This window comes from Paenibacillus thiaminolyticus, assembly GCF_007066085.1.
GTDB classification, from domain to species: domain Bacteria; phylum Bacillota; class Bacilli; order Paenibacillales; family Paenibacillaceae; genus Paenibacillus_B; species Paenibacillus_B thiaminolyticus.
Genome location: NZ_CP041405.1, coordinates 4062776 through 4080761, shown reverse-complemented (window position 1 = coordinate 4080761; position 17986 = coordinate 4062776). Strand labels below are relative to the sequence as shown.

Sequence of the window (17986 nt, the reverse complement as noted above, 5' to 3'; positions counted from 1 at the left end):
TTGATTATCTTCAAAAGTAAATAGGACAATCTTATGAAAACAAATCTTATTACGAACAGCATGTTTTAGACTTGGCCATACATTCATTTAACAATTGAATGGAGCGAATCACGGTTTGACGCTCAAATTCATTCATATGGGAGAAAACTTCAGATAAATATGCATTCATTTGTTGATCGATATATCCCGCAACGAAGCCACCTTCTGTTGTTAGAGATAAAATATATACACGTCTATCGCTTACGTCTGCTTCTTTTCGCACCAACCCCATCTTAATCAAAGTTTGGATTTGGCGGCTAAATGTCGTAATATCTGTTCCCAAAGCCTCAGCAACCATCTGCATAGAAGGATTATGCTGTTTATCAATCTCATACAAAATATGGCTCTGAATAGGTGAAATATCAAATCCACCTGCACTACAGCAGACTTTATTTAGTAACCCGAATCTTCTCGTCATAAGTTGAAACATATCACGCAAGTTGTGCATCTTGTTTAGTCTCCATTATTTTCAATATAAATTTGCAAATTACAATCATTTTATAAGTTAGTCTAACTTATAACAGACTAATAAAAGTACTATATAACATAAAAACATGCGAATAATTCACTTATAATAATTTGAATTATAATTATATAATTTGCATTTTGCAAGTATTTATTTCCCATCATAGTGGCAGTCATACGGGCGGGATAGCTTTTTTGTTCAAACAAAAACCCGACCTCACGCGGTCGGGTTTTTCATGGTGGAGGCGAGGGGATTCGAACCCCTGTCCGAAGATAACGCCACACAGGCTTCTACGGGTGTAGTCACAGTTTTGATGTCACCTGCGGGAGCGCCCTGTAACCGGCTTTCTCACAGGTCAGCCTGATTGTCTTCTTCCGTTAGCCCCAGGCGGAGACTACGCGGCGTATCCCACTGAAGTTGAGCCCCTATCCCGGCACATGGGCGATGCAGGGTAGAAGCACGCTAGCAGGTTATTAAGCTGCTAAAGCGTAAGAAGTTTGTTGTTTGCCGTTTAAATTTGGCGTTAGCGTTGATGAAGCGGACGCGTCCCCACTACCCGCTACCCATGCTCGAACTATCCCCGTCGAATCCAAGAACGCCCCCATAGTCGAAGCGAAGCAGATTAGGCTCCACCCCAAGGGGTAGTCCGTCTCGGATTAAGATGTCGAGACATCGGTGCATTGCATTCCATCGTCCGGCCAGCTCCACCTGAAGCCGATACGGCCGATGTATTTAGTATACCATAAATCTGGCCACAATGTGTATTCACTTCTTGCCAAGGAGGGAGAAGACTGGATAGTGTCCACAGCGCCGACACCGCTTAATACTTCTGCTTCTCCCGCAGGGCCCGCTGAATCTCGCGCTGCGCATCGCGCTTGGCGGCCGCTTCGCGCTTGTCGTAATTCTTCTTCCCGCGTCCCAGGCCAATCAGCAGCTTCGCATAGCCGTTGCGCACGTAGATCTTGAGCGGCACCAGCGTATAGCCTTCCTGCTTCGACAAGCCGATCAGCTTGCTGATCTGCTCCTTATGAAGCAGCAGCTTGCGCGCCCGGGTCGGATCCACCGGATTGAACCGGTTGCCCTGCTCGAACGGGCTGATGTGCATGTTGTGCACGAACACTTCGCCGTTCCGAATCGTAGCGAACGCATCCCCGATGTTCGCCTTGCCCATCCGCAGCGACTTGATCTCCGTTCCCGTAAGCACCATGCCGGCCTCATAGGTGTCCTCAATGAAATAATCATGGGACGCCTTTTTATTTTGAGCCAATACCTTGCCATCGGTCTTTTTCCCCATGATCGACGACCTCCAACGCACGACAGTAATAAGTGCCAATCCTGATTCCCGCTCGGTCGCAGCCATTCCGTGAGGTAGGCGAGATACCGGCAAGACAGCAATCGGACTAGACTTATATTGTATCAAAAAAACCCCATCCGACTCAAGCCGACGTAATCACTCAGTTAAAATCTTACTCAAGAAGCATCGGTTGACTTACATCGTGCTTGCCCAACTCCACGCAGAAGTCCCGATGTCCCTTATGCTTGGGATGAACGCGCCGGGGCGACGCGCACCCAGTAGACGCTGTGTAACAGCCTCCACTGGGTAACAAATTACGTGAGTGAACCATTATCTTGTCGGTAACTTTTTAAATGAGTTGAGAAGGAACCGCACAGCTTTCAAGGCTGATTCGTACGATAGTTCTCAAGGAAATTCGATGATTTTTCTTTCAATAAATTTTCACGATCTAACGGGGTTCCTTTCGTCAATAGATGCCTGCGATTCAACTCGTTAAAATACGCATCATCTTTATAAATATCAGGCGAAGGCTGGGTGATTGTAAAGGAATGAATCTCCCCTAGATATAAGTAGCCCTCTATGTCCGCTTCCTTCATCTTGCCCGATAATGGAATCGCAGATTTACCGCCCATCCCCGGTCCAAACACGACACTCCCCAACGAGTCGTAGCTGCTGTCCAACGCCCCTATCCATGTTCCTTTTATGGCTGCAATGGAGGGGATTGCCCATGATTCAAGTTTCGACTCCAATTCATCATTCTTAGCTCCAAATCCTGTATGAACGGCGATGACATACGTTGTGCCTGGATGTTTTTCGTCGATAAGCTGCAACATGGATTTAGATTTGGAATTGATTTGGATCGGTTGTTTCTTGTCGGCAATGGGAGCATTCGTACTCTTGTCATCCGGCACTTCTTTGAAAAATTGCGCTTGCTCGCCTTCTTGGGGAGGTTCAGGGACGACCTGTCCAGCTCCGCCCGGTTTATTGCGACTCAAGTGGCCGCTGCCAATAATGACGAGTCCCTTTGCATTGTTTCTATAAATTTCCTCTTCTACGACCCCAGCCATATGGGTGTCCCGCTGCGATAGCCATTTATCCAAATCCTCTTTCGTGTTTACTTGGTTCCAATCAATGGGCGGATCTCCAAGAACAATACGGAGTTTTTTTGAAGCGGGCAGCTTTTGGTTAACAGCCCTTACGGCCTCGAACAATTTCTCATTGGACATCGTATCCGTGGGGCCCATCCCAGAAACGGAAAGATCGCGCCATACTTTTCTAAGCTCCTCCATATCGACATCCGCGCCATTGATATATCGATCAACCAAGTCTTGGTACCTTGCATTCCCGGTTTCGATAATAATGGTCTGCACCATTTCGGTGAATTTCGGATTTGTTACAAGCGATATAATGAAATCCCGTTCTTGATCGAGGCCATGGACGTCTCCCAGAGCAACAAGCTGGTAGTTTTCAAAAGCATGTAATATCGCTTCCGTCGCATCTACAGGTTCCGGCTCAATGACGATCGAGATCCTTTTATCCTTCTCGTCGATCGTCGTGTCGGCTGTATATAGTTCGGATATAAGGCTTACTGGCATTAGTGCCGTATTGCCTTTAAGAAAAGGCGCCGATGCAAGCTCTTTTTCAACATCGTTCATCGTAAATGACGTACTGTTTATCTTCGTGCTGATTACCGCTTTATCGTTTTTTATTGTGATGGAGCTGCTCTGTTGATCCCATTCTACGGCTGCCCCCAAGCTCTCAAAAAAAGCTCTCAACGGTATATATTGTTGATTATGGATGATCATTGAGTTCACATCAGATTCGATACCCATGTTATTTACGGACAAACGATACTCGTTATTTGGGCTTGCATTGTAAGCATACGCTGATTTTGCCGTTATGGGCGTTGCAAGCAATAGTGCAATAACAGCAGACACAAAAAGTCTTCTCGTGTTGAATCGTACATTCTTTTTCGATAGAAAGCCCATTAACCTTCCTCCTAGTTCCTTTTGCAAAATATACAATGGCGGTCCTCCTCGTTTTGCGAAATATGGGGTGCTTCAAGATCATCATAACGCACTCATGGTTAAGTATCGGTTAAGCAAAAAACATCTTGCCCCGAAAACGGCAAGATGTTTTTTCGGAAAACCATTATATTTCTACAGTTATCGTGGTTCCGGCCCCAATGTTGCTTTCAATATGAATATTTCCATCATGCTTTTCGATTATAGCCTTAACGACCGATAATCCCAGACCGCTGCCACCGAGTTTTCTCGAGCGGGAAGGCTCCACGCAATAAAAAGGTTCAAAAATATGCTGAATGTAGGAAGCGGGTATGCCGATCCCCGTATCCGATATGACGATTTTGTTTTTATCGGAAGAAATCCTAATTTGTCCCCCATCTTTGTTGTATTTGACTGCATTCTCCACGAGATTATAAAACGCATGATACAGCAAGTCCGGTATGCCTAAAATCAGACATTGGCAATCATTTGATGTTCGGATGTTTTTTTGTTTGATTGAGGGATCTAGTTCGTGAAAGATCGCTTCAAACATCTCGTAGGCGTCGGTTTTTACCATGCTTTCTTCACATACAGAGACATGAAGCTGGAGCAATTCCGAAACAAGCTGTATCAATTTTTCGGTACTTTCCTTTGTAATTTCAATAACTTCCTTGTATTCTTCCTTGCTCGGGTCTTTATCAAGCTGCAAAACCTCAATATTGGCCATAATCGAAGCAAGCGGTGTTTTAAACTCATGTGCCGCATGCTGAGCGAATCTCCTTTGACTCTCAAAGGCGTTTTCAAGTCGTGTAAGCAAATGATTGAAAGATGATGTAAGCTTCGCAACTTCGTCGCCATTATGGTTGGCCGTAATTCTGGTTGTTAAATTATTTTCATCAATGTCTCTAATGTTCCTGCTCAGATCGGTTACCGGCTTTAACACTTTTCCTGCGATCAGATAGGTCAATCCCGTACCTATCACGATAAACACACACATATACAGGATGCTTATATTGGTGAATTTCCGTTTGTTCTTCTCGTAGATAAAATAGACATTGTCGCTGCCTTGTGAAGGAACCGGTTTCACTTCATCAACTTGCTGCGGAAAGTGAAGTCGCGGCGAATTATTGGAGGGAGTTGAAAAGGCCAGTCCGGCATTAAAGATTGAGAAATAAGTCAAGCAAACGCATACGGCCCCCAAAATTAATGCAGTTAGAAGGGTTAGCCTGCATCTCAAATTAATTTTATTCCACATAATACCCTTCTCCTCTTAGATTCCTTATCAAGGTCACAGGCAGTTTTTTTCGAAGACCGTGGATATGCACCTTAAATGCATTTGTAAAAGTGTCAGCCTGACTTTCCCAAATATGCTCAATTAATTCTTCATTGCTGACGATGCGGCCTTTGTTCATCATCAGATATTCCAATATGGCGTATTCTTTTCTGGACAGATTAACCGCATTTTCTTTTACAAACACTTTTTTGGTGGCCGTATCAATCTTTACATCGCTGCACACGATAACGGTGTCGGTTGTCTCGAATTTTCTCCGAAGCAACGCCCTTATCCTTGCTTCAAGCTCAGCAAAATGAAACGGTTTGGAAAGATAATCGTTTGCGCCTACATCGAGCCCGACAATTTTATCCTTCACTTCACCGCGCGCCGATAAAATGATGATATGAATCGTTTTGTCTTCTCTTCTGATTTCGGCGAGGACTTCAATTCCATCCATCCTTGGCAAGTTTAGATCAAGCACTACGAGATCATACATATTCGAATAAAACAATGCAAGCGCTTGTTCTCCGTCCTCCGCCGTATCAACCGCATAGCCAAGCTTCGTGAATCCTTTTTTTAGAGCCTTTAAAATGTTTACCTCATCCTCCACAATTAGAAGCTTCATGACCTTTCTCCTTGCACATGTTTTTATGGATTAAGAATTGTTCTATACTGTTTAGAATAACATCCGGAGGTTAAAAATAAGTTAAAGACAGTTTCCAGCATTGATAAATGAAAATCCGGAATAGCCATGTTTTTGCAATATGCCGAGAAAGAATGAGAAAACATGTCAGCTACATGCCAAGCATCGGCCCATCTCTTTTCACCTTTCGAAGCTGCGAGCTCTTCGTGCGTTTAGAAAGAAGTGGATTGACGAGCAGACGTCTCACCTCCCGGCCTGCCAAGTAGGTCTACGCCCCTAAAAGCCCCATCTTTCTTCCGGCTACCGCCATCATAAGATGCCTCCAAAAATAGGCCAGCCAGAAGATTCTGGCTGACCTAATAATACGAAAAGCCCCATCCGACTCAAGCCGATACCGTCACCATTCCCGAATTCCCACACACGTAGAACAAATAATGGCCCCATGTAAACTGAAACAATCCCCTTAGGACACAAGCCGCACATCCCGGACGCCTTCCTTCGCGAGAAGCAGCTCCGAGCACGCGGCAATCGATTTCATGTCCTCGGCCAATACCTTCAGCTCGATGCGCACAAAGCGGCCGGAACCGGCCTCCTCATCCGCAGGGTCTTGCTCATCCTCATCTCGTCCTTCCGCCTCATCAGGCTCTTCAGAATCACTTGCTTCTTCCCGCTCCGGCTGCAGCCATCGGGTCCAGCTCTTGCTCCGTGCAGCGGACACGGCATGCATGCGGAAGCTGCGCACCGACATGCCCTGCTCCTCGACTTCCTTCGTCATCGCGGTCAGCCAGCCTTCCCGTTCGTCAGCGATAATCTCCAACAGATGAAGGCGGTGGGCGACCCGGTTTTTGATATCATACTGATTCAACACCCACAAGGCGACCAGCGATAACCCGCAGCCGAGCAGCGCGGCCGTAATGAAGCCCGAACCGCACGCCAGCCCGATCGCAGCCGAGACCCACAGCGAAGCGGCCGTCGTTAGCCCTTTGACGCTTGTGCCGTTCCGAATAATCGTACCCGCCCCGAGGAACCCTACACCGCTGACCACCTGAGCCGCAATCCGGGCCACATCGACCTGCGCCTTGCCCTGCCCATCGAGAACGGGAAATCCGTACACTGAGATCAGCATGACAAGCGCCGACCCGAGACTAACCAGCATATGCGTGCGCAGGCCGGCGGCCTGACTTCGCTTCTCCCGCTCCAGACCGATGAAGCCGCCCAGCACGACGGCCAGCACCATACGGAGCACAACATGAACCAGAGAAATATCCGCAGGAGTCATCTGCTATCACCTTGCCCTTCCTCTCCCAACAATAACAATATGTACATTATACCATATGTATGCCGATTAACCGTTTTCATAACTCGGGAAGGTGGGTACCCATAAGAATAGAATGTCCAATACCTAACCATCTCATGGCTCTGGCGAACAGACAATTCAAGCCACACTGGCGCATTTGAGGGGCCTGGGGCGAATCAAGAGTACCTCAAGATAACGCAGCAAGGGCCGACCGCATAAGCGGAAGGCCCTCAACATATAACCAGCAACTGCATCTATTTCCGATTCATCAACCAAGGAACCATCCCCTGCTGTACAAGAAGCCCACCGTCAGTCAGCTTCTTGATATGACAGAGGAGGATAGCGCGGCTACTCGTCTGATTTCTTCGACTTGGAATCGCCGTTCGTATTGACAAGCAAAGGCAGCATTTTCATATCACGTGCCATGGCAGAGGAGCACATCGGACAAGTCGGCTCCAGATCGAAGGCAAAATTGTCCCGCATCCAGCCGTTGCAGTCCTCATTCGTGCACGACCAGATTGCCGTGTTCTCCACTGGAATTTCCTCTACTGGCTTCTTGCGATAATTCATCTTGATACCCCTCCTTTTGATAATCGGACCAAAAGAAAGAACTGCCCCTCACGTACGTTCAGAGCAGTCCGGCTTGGCTTTTACTTACAGCTTGGTTACGTTTTCCGCTTGTGGTCCGCGGTTGCCTTGTACCACATCGAATTGTACGCGTTGGCCTTCGTCCAAGGACTTGAAGCCGTCACCATTGATTGCGCTGAAGTGTACGAATACGTCACTGCCGCCTTCGACTTCGATGAAGCCGAAGCCTTTTTCTGCGTTAAACCATTTTACTGTACCTGTTTGCATGGATAAACCTCCAAAAATTAAATGAATATGATCCATTTTTTACATCAGATATAAAAAAATTCACATATTGAAAAAAGTTCCATTGTGTAAAATGATACCCTTTTCAATATGTGAATAGCGGTTCAAATTTAACAACAAGGTCAGTATAACATATTCGATTATAAATAGCAAATGAATTTAGAAAAGTCTTTCAGCAGAAGGGGAATTTGGATGCTCGGCCGAAGGAGCGGCCCCGAAGGGCCGCCCGGCCGTTACATGCCTTACCGCTTCTTGCGCACGAACTTCGCCGTCTGGCTGCTTGCCTTCCGCTTCTTGCGCGCGGTCTGACCCGCTTGCTTCCGCGCCCGGGCGGCAGGCTCGCCGATGAAAATGCCGCTCTCGGACGTGCTCTTGCGGCCCTTCTTCCCGCCGCCGCTCGGCGCATCGCTGCTGCGCCGGCCGTATCCGCCGCGTCCGGAGCCGAAGTCGAAGTGCCGCTGTGTCTCCTTCGCTTCCGCTTCGGCATGCTCGATCAGCTCTTCGACCCAGTTCTCGCCATCCGCAGGCGAACCGGCCTTCACCGCCTTGCCGCTTCTGTCCTCGCCGAGGCGAATGCCGCCCTTGCCGCGCGCCCGCTTGCCGGAACTGCGCTCATACGGGTTCACCTGCGGCTCGTTCCCGCGCCGGCCGCGGCCTCGTCGGCCCTGCCGCTCGCGGAACTCGGCCTGATTGTACCAGTCGCCCTCGAACGACTCGGCCAATTCCTCCACGCTCGCGTCAGCTCCCGGCGAACCCGCCGGCTGCGCTCCGGCGTTAGCCCGCCGCCGCGCCCTGACTGCGGCGCAGCCTCCGCGCGCGCCGGGCCGCCCTGCCGCCCGCGGCGCCCATTGCCGCCGCCGCGCTCATCGCCCGGGCAGCGCGGTTCCCGCCGCGCTCGCCGCCCCGGCCCGCGCCGCGTCGCCGCTGCGCTCGGCGCCTTTGCCCCCGCGGCTGCGCTTGCGCAGGTCCAGCCCGAACTCGCGAACATCCCGGTCGCTATACCGCGGCGAGCTGCTCACGAGTTCAAAATCAATCGTGTAGTCCTCCAGATTGACCCGGCCTACCCGGATCCGCACCTCGTCGCCAATACGGAAAATGTTCGACGTGCGCTCCCCGACCAGCAGCATATGCTGCTCGTGGAAATGGTAATAATCATCCGTCAGATCGCTCAGCCGGATAAGCCCTTCCACCGTGTTGTCCAACTCGACGAACATGCCGAAGCTCGTCACGCTGCTAATGATGCCGTCGAATTCCTCGCCAATTTTGTCGAGCATGAACTCGGCCTTCTTGAGCGCCTCCGTATCCCGTTCGGCATCCACCGCCACCCGCTCGCGCGCCGACGATTGCAGCGCAATGTCAGGCATGCGCGTCTGCAAATACTCCTGCCGCTTCTCGGACAGCGTCCCGCCGTTCTGGATCACCTCACGGATGACGCGGTGAATGACGAGATCCGGGTAACGACGGATCGGCGATGTGAAGTGCGAATAGAACTCGGCTGCCAGTCCGAAGTGGCCGGTGCTCTCGGCATCATACTTCGCCTGCTTCATGGACCGCAGCATCATCGTGCTGATCACCGTCTGCTCGCGCGTGCCTTCAATCTCCTCCAGCAGCGTCTGCAACGAGCGCGGATGAACCGAATTGCCCTTGCCGCGCACGACATAGCCGAAGTTGGCCGCGAACGCCATGAAGTGGAACAGCTTCTCCGCGTTCGGCTCCTCGTGAATCCGGTACAGGAACGGCACGCGCAGCCAATGGAAATGCTCCGCCACCGTCTCGTTCGCCGCCAGCATGAATTCCTCGATAATCTGCTCCGCGATCGAGCGCTCCCGCTTCACGATATCGACAGGCTTGCCCTGCTCATCCACGATTACCTTCGACTCCTCGAAGTCGAAATCAATCGCTCCGCGCTGCATGCGCCGTTTGCGCAGCTTCAGAGCCAGCTCCTTCATGAGCAGGAAGAAGTCCTCCAACTCCGCATAGCGCGCAATGACCTCCGGATCCTCGCCTTCGACGATTTTGCGCACATTCGTATACGTCATCCGCTCCACCGTCCGGATCACGCTTGGGAAGATATCATGGCGGACCGGCCTCATCTTCTCATCGAACTCCATGACGCAGGACAGCGTCAGCCGATCGACTTGCGGATGAAGCGAGCAGATGCCGTTCGACAACCGGTGCGGCAGCATCGGGATGACCCGATCCACCAAGTACACACTGCAGCCGCGCGCATACGCTTCCCGGTCCAGCTCCGAGCCTTCCGGCACATAATAGCCGACATCGGCAATGTGAACCCCGAGCTCATAGTGGCCGTTCGGCAGCTTCACCACATGGACCGCATCGTCGAGATCCTTCGCATCCTCCCCATCGATCGTCACGATCGTCCGGCCGCGCAGATCCCGGCGCCCCTGGCTGACGATCTCCTCTTCGCTAATCGCATCCGGCACCGCCTCCGCTTCGGCCATCACCTCGGCCGGGAAAGCCTCCGGAAGCTGATGCTTGCGGATAATCGACAAAATATCGACGCCGGGATCATCCTTATGCCCGAGCACCTCGATGACTTCGCCCTGCGCCGCCGCACGCCCTTCCGGATAGACGATGATGCGGACGACCACCTTCTGCCCCGTAACCGCGCCATGCATATGCTCGCGCGCGACGAAAATATCCCGGTTAATGCGCTTGTCATCCGGAATAACGAAGCCGTACGATTCATGATTTTCAAAAATGCCCACAATCTGTTCCACCGCACGCTTGACGACGCGGACGACCGCGCCTTCCATCCGAGTTCCGTCCGTTCCCTTGCTGGTGATGCGGACGAGCACGATATCGCCGTGCATCGCCGTCTTCATATCGTTGGCATGAATGTATACATCGGGATGTCCCGTTTCATCCGGTATCAGAAATCCAAACCCCTTCGCATGCGCCTGCAACCGTCCGCGCAGCAGGTTCATTCGCTCGGGAACGCCATAACAATCCGACCGGGTACGAAGAATCTGGCCTTCTTCCTCCAGTCGGGTTAGCATTGCAAGAAATACTTTGAAATTGGCAGCATCCTGAATATCGAAATGCTGCTCCAGCTCTTGATAGGTCATCGGCTTATAAGCGGTTTCGCGCATAAAATCCAACAACTGTTGTTCCGTTATCATGTCCTCACCTCACACCTCGCCCTGACCTTGCTTGTAACAGTATACCAATATATACCCCCGTATACACGTAATAAATGCGAAAACATCAGCGGTCGCGGCATTCCTTCCATTCGGTTGTTCTCAGCAGATTCAAACGCCGCTCCTCTGGTTACAGAAGAAGGCTTAGTACCCAGTCTTCCCGGAGAGGCGGAAATTGTGCCATGCAGTTTTTGCCGTTCCGGACCTGAGCCGTCCGTTCGCCACCTGCCTAACGCAACCCCGTTCAAGCCGTCCCCTCACAGACCGGCATACAAACAGCAAAAAAGCGGAGACGTCTGTCCCCGCTTGCTCATTTCCTTATTTCGTTCCCAAATAAGCCACAATCATCGATACAATCATAAAGCCTGCAGCCGTTACGATGGTTGCACGCTGCATGAACAGCTCCAAACCACGCGCCTTTTGCTTTCCGAAGAGATGTTCCGCACCGCCGGAGATGGCGCCTGACAGGCCGGCACTTTTCCCTTTTTGCAGCAGGACTATGCCAATTAATCCGATTGAAAAGATGACGAGCAATATTTTCAAGAAAATTTCCACAACTTCCACCTCCAATGCGATAACACCTTCGAAAACGTTCAGCTGCATGAAAACAGCAATATTATTGTAGCACAGGACTATCCATTAGGCAAGGACCTCGCCCGGCTGCCGCTAAAAAGTTGAACGAGCCTTCCCGAAGGCTGGCCCGTTTCCGGATGTCCGCAGTCCCACTTCCCTTACTCCTGCTCGCCGTGCTGGACCTGGCGCAGCGCATTATGCCGAACCGGTCCGACATACTGGTTCAGGCGGAACGAATGGCGGATCGCTTCCGTAATGAACCGCTTCGCCGTATGGACACTGTCGCGCACCGAATGGCCCTTCGCCAGCTCGGCGGCAATCGCGGCCGAATACGTGCAGCCTGCGCCGTGCGTGAAGGTGGTGTCGATGACTTCCGCCTCCAGCAGCTCGAAGTCCGCTCCATCATAGAGCACATCGACCGAGGTCGGCAGGCCAATTTTGGAGCCGCCCTTCACGAGCACATACTTGGCGCCTTTCTCATGGATCAGAGCCGCCGCCTGCTTCATCTCGTCCAGCGAACGGATCGGAGCCATGCCTGCCAATTGCGAGGCTTCGAACAGATTCGGCGTAACGACAGTCGCCTTCGGAACAAGAATGTCACGCAGCGCGTCATTCGTCTCCGGATGCAGAGCTTCATCCGCTCCTTTGCAGACCATGACCGGGTCTACGACCACATTCGGAATGTGATGCTTCTCCATCGTCCGCGCAGCCAATTCAATGATATCAATCGAACCCAGCATTCCCGTCTTCATGCCTTGAATGCCTACGCTCAGGATCGTCTTCAACTGTTCTTCTATTGTCGACAGCTCGATCGGGAAGACGCGGTGCGCCCAAGAGTCGTCCGGGTCCATCGTCACAATCGTCGTAAGCGCGGTCATGCCGTATACACCGCGTTCCTGGAACGTCTTCAAATCGGCTTGAATGCCTGCGCCCCCGCTGGAATCAGAGCCTGCCAATGTGAGTACTTTCTGAATCGGTTTCATCGTATTGCCCCTTTTCATGCCGCAAAGTTAAAATGAATTCATTATAGTGGTTGTTCAAAAAATCGTCTTTTAACCGCAGCCGGCCGCCGACGCCTTGAACATTCGCTTATAACCGATTATAATCACATCTCCCGAGATCACAAGCTATTTTTCGACAATGGTAATCTCCCCAAGATCCGCTCTGGCCCGAATCACCATATCGCTTTTCATTTTCGAATCCGGCGCGTCGATATCTCCCAGATTCGTGCGCAGATCATACACGCCGTCGAATTGAGGCGATACCGATATTTTGATGCTGCCAAGATTGCTGCTGGCCGTTATCGGATGCGGTTCCTTCTGATCGATGACGATACTGCCGGCATCTGCCTTGGCCGTGACGGATTGGGTCGTACGCAGCAGCTTGACCTGGCCGAGAGAGGAACTGGCATCGATCACCGCATCCACGTCCTCCGCCAGCACCGAGCCGGCGTCCGAGGAGAGCTTCACTCGTTTCCCCTGCAGCTGCTTCACAATGACTCCCCCGAGATTGCTGTTCGCCTCCAGTTCATCTACCCTGCCGCCGGAGATTGTAAATGTTCCCATGGCCACATTAGCCTTCAGACGCTCCAGTACCTGGGTCTCCGTCGCATGAATCGTGATTTCATGCTTCTGACTTTGCGTGTTGATGCCGAAATTAATCCATCGCTCCGGTTCTCTGGTTCGATAGTCGAGCACCAGCGTTCCATTGCTCACCTTCGCCTCGCTCAGGTTGGATATCACCTTATCCGGAGCCTGCCCGTTGATCTCGATGGTGTTCCCCCCGTCGAACATCCAATTGACCTGAATATCGCCGCGGTCGCCTTCCAGCTCGATCCGCCTCAAATCCGTTCCGGCTTCGATCGTATATTCATAATGCGGGAGTTGGGAAGTAGTTAACGTCTCGGTCCCGAATGCAAATAAACCTAATACTCCGGCGGCAATGCAGCCTATTCCGACCATGTTCATAATGAACTTATTCATCTATCTTCTCTCCCTTCCTGCAACCCATTGGAAATAAATTCGATTCAGGCGGCCATAGGCGCGGAACAACATACCAATGCCCTGAATCATGAAAATCCCGATGCCGAACATGATGAACATGATGGACATTTCCGCTCCGTAGAAGGTTCCCCCGAAGGCCAGCTTCAACAAATACAGCAGCGGAGCAATCAACAGAACGAATGCAGCGCAAGCCAGGCTAACGCATAATCCCCATCCGGCGATAAGCAGCGGAACCGCGAAAAAACAAGAGAAGATAGCGCCGATAATGCTGATCGCGCTTCTCGGTGGAGGGCCATACCCGTCCCTGTAAGGCATATCATACATCGGCGGCGGCATAGGCGGTGTTCCATGCGGCGTTCCGTGCGGTGTCCCGTGTGACGTTCCGTGCGGTGTTCCATGCGGCACATCATGCTGCCCGCCATGCGGGCCGTAGCCTGCCCCCTGCATGTCCGGACCCCAGTGCATATCAGGCCGGTAGAAGCCCGCAGGCTGGTCTGCCAAGCCTTCGTTCCCTCCAGAGTCCTCCTCATCCCGGGCACCCAGCAGCTCGACCGCCAGTTCTTCCGGATCGCCGAGTTCCCTCGCAATCTCTTCTTCCGTCCGCCCTTGCTGCTCGCCGAATGCGAAATGGGCGCTGTATTCCGCTAAAATCTCATCTCTATCTTCAGCCGGGAGCGACATCAATCCATACTTCAGCTTTAATAAAAAATACTCTTTATGCACTCTTTCTCACCCCTGCAATCAAAAATGTTCTACCTTCTTAGACCGAAACAATCAAACATTCCCTTCCGCCTCTGCGCGAACGGCCTCGCCGTTGTCTTCGTTATCCGGCTCCTGGTCTCCATCGGCAGCCGTGTCCAATAGCCTTTGCACGCCGTCGACGAACTTCTCCCATTCGCTGACCAGCTCCATCATGTACGCCTTGCCGGCAGGGGTCAGCTTATAATATTTGCGCGGCGGTCCTTCCGTGGACTCCTGCAGGTAGGTCGTGCAGTGCCCATCCGCGACCATGCGGCGAAGTACGGGGTAGAGCGCCCCTTCCGCTACCTCTACATGCTTCGATATTTGCTGCGCGAGCTCGAAGCCGTACCGATCGCGCTGATTGATCAGCACCATCACGCACAAGCCGAGCACGCCTTTTTTGAACTGAATAATTTCCTTCAATATCGTCCACCTGCCTTATATCGCAATACTCTGGCACTACTCTATGTTATAATCAACATTCAGTATTGTTCATTGAATAGTAGCTGATATACATTATATCCAGACCGCAACCCTCACCGCAAGAGGCAAATGGAAAAACTAGACCCAGGTCCAGCTTATGCCTGAACTTTCGTTTTTTAGGACAACTTTAGAGCAGAATCAAGAGCAGCACCCTATCATTTCGGGCGGCTTTACCCCTTAATTCACAATAAAAAACCGGACCCCTCAGGAGTCCGGCTCGCTTAGACGTACCGTTTGTTTCGGCTCGTCTTATTTTTTCAGGTTGTAGAACGACTTCAGGCCGTCGTAGCGGGAAGTTGTGCCCAGGTTGTCCTCGATGCGGAGCAATTGGTTGTACTTCGCTACGCGGTCCGTACGGGAAGGTGCGCCCGTTTTGATTTGACCAGCGTTCGTTGCCACAGCGATGTCGGCAATCGTGCTGTCTTCGGATTCGCCGGAACGGTGAGAGATAACCGCTGTGTAGCCTGCACGCTTCGCCATTTCGATCGCATCGAACGTTTCGGTAAGCGTACCGATTTGGTTCACTTTGATCAAGATGGAGTTGCCGATGCCTTTTTCAATACCGGTAGCCAGACGCTCGGTGTTCGTTACGAACAGGTCGTCGCCGACAAGCTGCACTTTGCCGCCCAGCTTGTCAGTGAGCAATTTCCAACCATCCCAATCGTCTTCGGAGCAGCCGTCTTCGATCGTGAGGATAGGATATTTGTCTACCCAAGAAGCGAGCAAGTCAACGAATTCAGCGGATGTGAAGGATTTGCCTTCGCCAGCCAACGTGTATTTGCCGTCTTTGTAGAACTCGGTGGAAGCGACGTCCATACCCAGGAATACTTCTTCGCCTGGTTTGTAGCCTGCTTTTTCGATGGCTTCGATGATGATTTGGATAGCTTCTTCGTTCGAACCGAGGTTCGGCGCGAAGCCGCCTTCGTCACCTACTGCAGTGTTCAGGCCTTTGGATTTCAATACCGATTTCAGGTTATGGAAAATTTCCGCACCCATGCGAAGCGCTTCTTTGAAGTTAGGAGCGCCAACAGGCAGAATCATGAACTCTTGCACGTCTACGTTGTTGTCCGCATGCTCGCCGCCATTGATGATGTTCATCATCGGCACAGGCAGCTGCTTCGCGTTGAATCCGCCCAGGTAAGTGTAGAGAGGCATATCAAGCGCATGCGCCGCAGCGCGGGCTACCGCCATCGATACCGCCAGGATCGCGTTAGCGCCCAGCTTGCCTTTGTTCGGCGTGCCGTCCAGTTCGATCATGGTGCGGTCGATCAAGACTTGATCCAGCGCGTCCATGCCGATAATTTCAGGAGCGATAATTTCGTTTACGTTTTTCACGGCGTTTTCCACGCCTTTGCCGAGGTAACGGCCTTTGTCGCCGTCGCGAAGCTCAACCGCTTCATGCGCGCCAGTCGATGCGCCGGATGGCACGATCGCATGGCCGAAGCCGCCGGACTCAAGCTTTACTTCGACTTCTACTGTAGGGTTGCCGCGGGAATCAAGCACTTCGCGTGCGTATACGTCCATAATCATCGTCATGGGGATACATCTCCTTTGTCATTCATTCATCTTCTTAGCTTTCACAATAGCTGTATTGATTATTTCTTGTCAATTAACGAAGTCCCAGTCATTTCTTCCGGCTTCGGCAGCTGCATCAGATCGAGAATCGTCGGCGCGATGTCGGCCAGGATGCCGCCTTCGCGCAGCTCGACGTCCTTCGCGGTGACGATGAACGGCACCGGATTCGTCGTATGCGCCGTGAATGGACGGCCTTCTTCGTCGAACACCATATCGGCATTGCCGTGATCCGCCGTAATGAGGCAGACACCGCCCTTAGCCAGTACCGCTTCGACGACGCGGCCCATGCATTCATCCGTCGCCTCGACCGCCTTGATCGTTGGCTCCAGCTTGCCGCTGTGCCCGACCATGTCCGGGTTGGCGAAGTTGAGAATGATCGTGTCATGCACATCCGATTCAATCTCGCGCACAGCCGCTTCCGCCACCTCATACGCGCTCATTTCCGGCTTCAGGTCGTAGGTCGCGACCTTAGGCGAAGCGATCAGAACGCGCTTCTCGCCCGGAAGCTCGACGTCGCGGCCGCCGCTGAAGAAGAACGTCACGTGCGGATACTTCTCCGTCTCGGCGATGCGAAGCTGCTTCTTGCCCTGCTGGACAAGCACTTCGCCAAGCGTGTTATCAAGCTCCTTCGGCTTGTACGCCACGAATCCCCCGACGGTCTCCGCGAACAACGTCAAGCAGACGAAGTACAGGTTTTTCGGGCATTGGTCTCCCCGGTCGAAGCCGCGGAAATCCTCGTTCGTGAACACCTGAGACAATTGAATCGCCCGGTCCGGACGGAAGTTCGAGAACACGACCGCGTCGTTGTCGCGCACGAGGCCGACCGGTTCATTGTTCTCGTCGACGATAACCGTCGGCATGACGAATTCGTCAAATACCGACTGCTCGTACGATTCCTTCACCGCTTGCAGCGGATCGCGGTATCTCGGCCCGTCGCCGTATACCATCGCACGGTACGACTTCTCCGTCCGCTCCCAGCGCTTGTCGCGGTCCATCGCATAGTAACGGCCTTGCACCGTTGCGATGCGGCCGACGCCAAGCTCGTCGATTTTGGCCTGCAGGCGCTCGATATAACCGATCGCACTGTCCGGCGCGACGTCGCGGCCATCGAGGAAGGCATGAACATAGACCTTCGTCAAGCCGGCCTTCGCAGCCATTTCCAGCATAGCGAGCGTATGGTTGATATGACTGTGCACGCCGCCGTCCGACAGCAGGCCGTACAGATGAAGCGCGGTATCGTTCGCTTTCGCATGATTGACGGCCCCGAGCAGCGTCTCGTTCTCGAAGAACTCCCCTTCGCGAATCGATTTCGTAATCCGGGTCAGATCTTGATAGACGATACGGCCTGCACCGATGTTCAGATGGCCCACTTCGGAGTTGCCCATCTGGCCTTCCGGCAGACCGACCGCTTCACCGCAGGCGGTTAGGGTCGTATGCGGGTACGTATTCATATAACGATCGTAATTCGGCTTCTTCGCCTGCGCGACTGCATTGCCTTCCGTCACGTTGCGCAGTCCGAAGCCGTCCATAATAATCAGAGCTACAGGTCTAGGTGCAGACAT

The 17986-nt window shown here is 52.2% G+C and carries 17 protein-coding genes and 1 other RNA gene; all 18 read right to left on the bottom strand.

Annotated features, from left to right (window positions below):
• Nucleotides 1–49: 49 nt before the first annotated feature.
• Nucleotides 50–487: a MarR family winged helix-turn-helix transcriptional regulator gene (locus tag FLT43_RS18205; RefSeq protein ID WP_087441482.1), complete on the bottom strand. Its 438-nt coding sequence runs from the start codon at nucleotides 485–487 to the stop codon at nucleotides 50–52.
• A 254-nt stretch (nucleotides 488–741) separates the two neighbouring features.
• Nucleotides 742–1108, bottom strand: a transfer-messenger RNA (tmRNA) gene (ssrA, locus tag FLT43_RS18200).
• Between the two features lie 217 nt (nucleotides 1109–1325).
• Complete coding sequence (gene smpB / locus FLT43_RS18195; RefSeq protein WP_087441481.1) at nucleotides 1326–1799, bottom strand: SsrA-binding protein SmpB; 474 nt, start codon at nucleotides 1797–1799, stop codon at nucleotides 1326–1328.
• A gap of 380 nt (nucleotides 1800–2179) precedes the next feature.
• Nucleotides 2180–3823 (bottom strand): copper amine oxidase N-terminal domain-containing protein, encoded by a 1644-nt coding sequence (locus FLT43_RS18190; RefSeq protein WP_087441480.1) that lies wholly within the window; start codon nucleotides 3821–3823, stop codon nucleotides 2180–2182.
• Nucleotides 3824–3950: 127 nt separating this feature from the next.
• Nucleotides 3951–5057 (bottom strand): sensor histidine kinase, encoded by a 1107-nt coding sequence (locus tag FLT43_RS18185; protein ID WP_087441479.1) that lies wholly within the window; start codon nucleotides 5055–5057, stop codon nucleotides 3951–3953.
• Nucleotides 5047–5700 carry a response regulator transcription factor gene (locus tag FLT43_RS18180; RefSeq protein ID WP_087441478.1) on the bottom strand — a complete coding sequence of 218 codons (654 nt, stop codon included), beginning with the start codon at nucleotides 5698–5700 and terminating at the stop codon, nucleotides 5047–5049. The genes FLT43_RS18185 and FLT43_RS18180 overlap by 11 nt, the downstream gene beginning before the upstream one ends.
• A gap of 481 nt (nucleotides 5701–6181) precedes the next feature.
• Nucleotides 6182–6997, bottom strand: a complete 816-nt coding sequence (locus FLT43_RS18175) for an MgtC/SapB family protein (protein WP_087441477.1) — start codon at nucleotides 6995–6997, stop codon at nucleotides 6182–6184.
• Between the two features lie 366 nt (nucleotides 6998–7363).
• A complete protein-coding gene (locus tag FLT43_RS18170; protein ID WP_087441476.1) occupies nucleotides 7364–7585 on the bottom strand; it encodes a cold-shock protein in 222 nt (73 codons plus the stop codon).
• An 84-nt stretch (nucleotides 7586–7669) separates the two neighbouring features.
• Nucleotides 7670–7870: a cold-shock protein gene (locus FLT43_RS18165; protein WP_006678561.1), complete on the bottom strand. Its 201-nt coding sequence runs from the start codon at nucleotides 7868–7870 to the stop codon at nucleotides 7670–7672.
• Between the two features lie 260 nt (nucleotides 7871–8130).
• A complete protein-coding gene (locus tag FLT43_RS18160) occupies nucleotides 8131–8619 on the bottom strand; it encodes a hypothetical protein (RefSeq protein WP_143797156.1) in 489 nt (162 codons plus the stop codon).
• 132 nt (nucleotides 8620–8751) lie between these two features.
• Nucleotides 8752–11031: a ribonuclease R gene (rnr, locus tag FLT43_RS18155; protein WP_143797155.1), complete on the bottom strand. Its 2280-nt coding sequence runs from the start codon at nucleotides 11029–11031 to the stop codon at nucleotides 8752–8754.
• A 336-nt stretch (nucleotides 11032–11367) separates the two neighbouring features.
• Nucleotides 11368–11604, bottom strand: a complete 237-nt coding sequence (secG, locus tag FLT43_RS18150; protein WP_040733900.1) for a preprotein translocase subunit SecG — start codon at nucleotides 11602–11604, stop codon at nucleotides 11368–11370.
• Nucleotides 11605–11780: 176 nt separating this feature from the next.
• The gene (gene pdxK, locus FLT43_RS18145; RefSeq protein ID WP_087440235.1) at nucleotides 11781–12605 is read right to left on the bottom strand and encodes a pyridoxine/pyridoxal/pyridoxamine kinase; all 825 of its coding nucleotides are present in this window, start codon (nucleotides 12603–12605) and stop codon (nucleotides 11781–11783) included.
• 144 nt (nucleotides 12606–12749) lie between these two features.
• Complete coding sequence (locus tag FLT43_RS18140) at nucleotides 12750–13604, bottom strand: DUF4097 family beta strand repeat-containing protein (RefSeq protein ID WP_087440236.1); 855 nt, start codon at nucleotides 13602–13604, stop codon at nucleotides 12750–12752.
• Nucleotides 13605–14348: a DUF1700 domain-containing protein gene (locus FLT43_RS18135; protein WP_087440237.1), complete on the bottom strand. Its 744-nt coding sequence runs from the start codon at nucleotides 14346–14348 to the stop codon at nucleotides 13605–13607.
• A gap of 51 nt (nucleotides 14349–14399) precedes the next feature.
• Nucleotides 14400–14789, bottom strand: a complete 390-nt coding sequence (locus FLT43_RS18130) for a PadR family transcriptional regulator (RefSeq protein WP_087440238.1) — start codon at nucleotides 14787–14789, stop codon at nucleotides 14400–14402.
• A gap of 309 nt (nucleotides 14790–15098) precedes the next feature.
• Nucleotides 15099–16385 carry a phosphopyruvate hydratase gene (gene eno, locus FLT43_RS18125; RefSeq protein WP_087440239.1) on the bottom strand — a complete coding sequence of 429 codons (1287 nt, stop codon included), beginning with the start codon at nucleotides 16383–16385 and terminating at the stop codon, nucleotides 15099–15101.
• Between the two features lie 59 nt (nucleotides 16386–16444).
• The gene (gpmI, locus tag FLT43_RS18120) at nucleotides 16445–17986 is read right to left on the bottom strand and encodes a 2,3-bisphosphoglycerate-independent phosphoglycerate mutase (protein ID WP_087440240.1); all 1542 of its coding nucleotides are present in this window, start codon (nucleotides 17984–17986) and stop codon (nucleotides 16445–16447) included.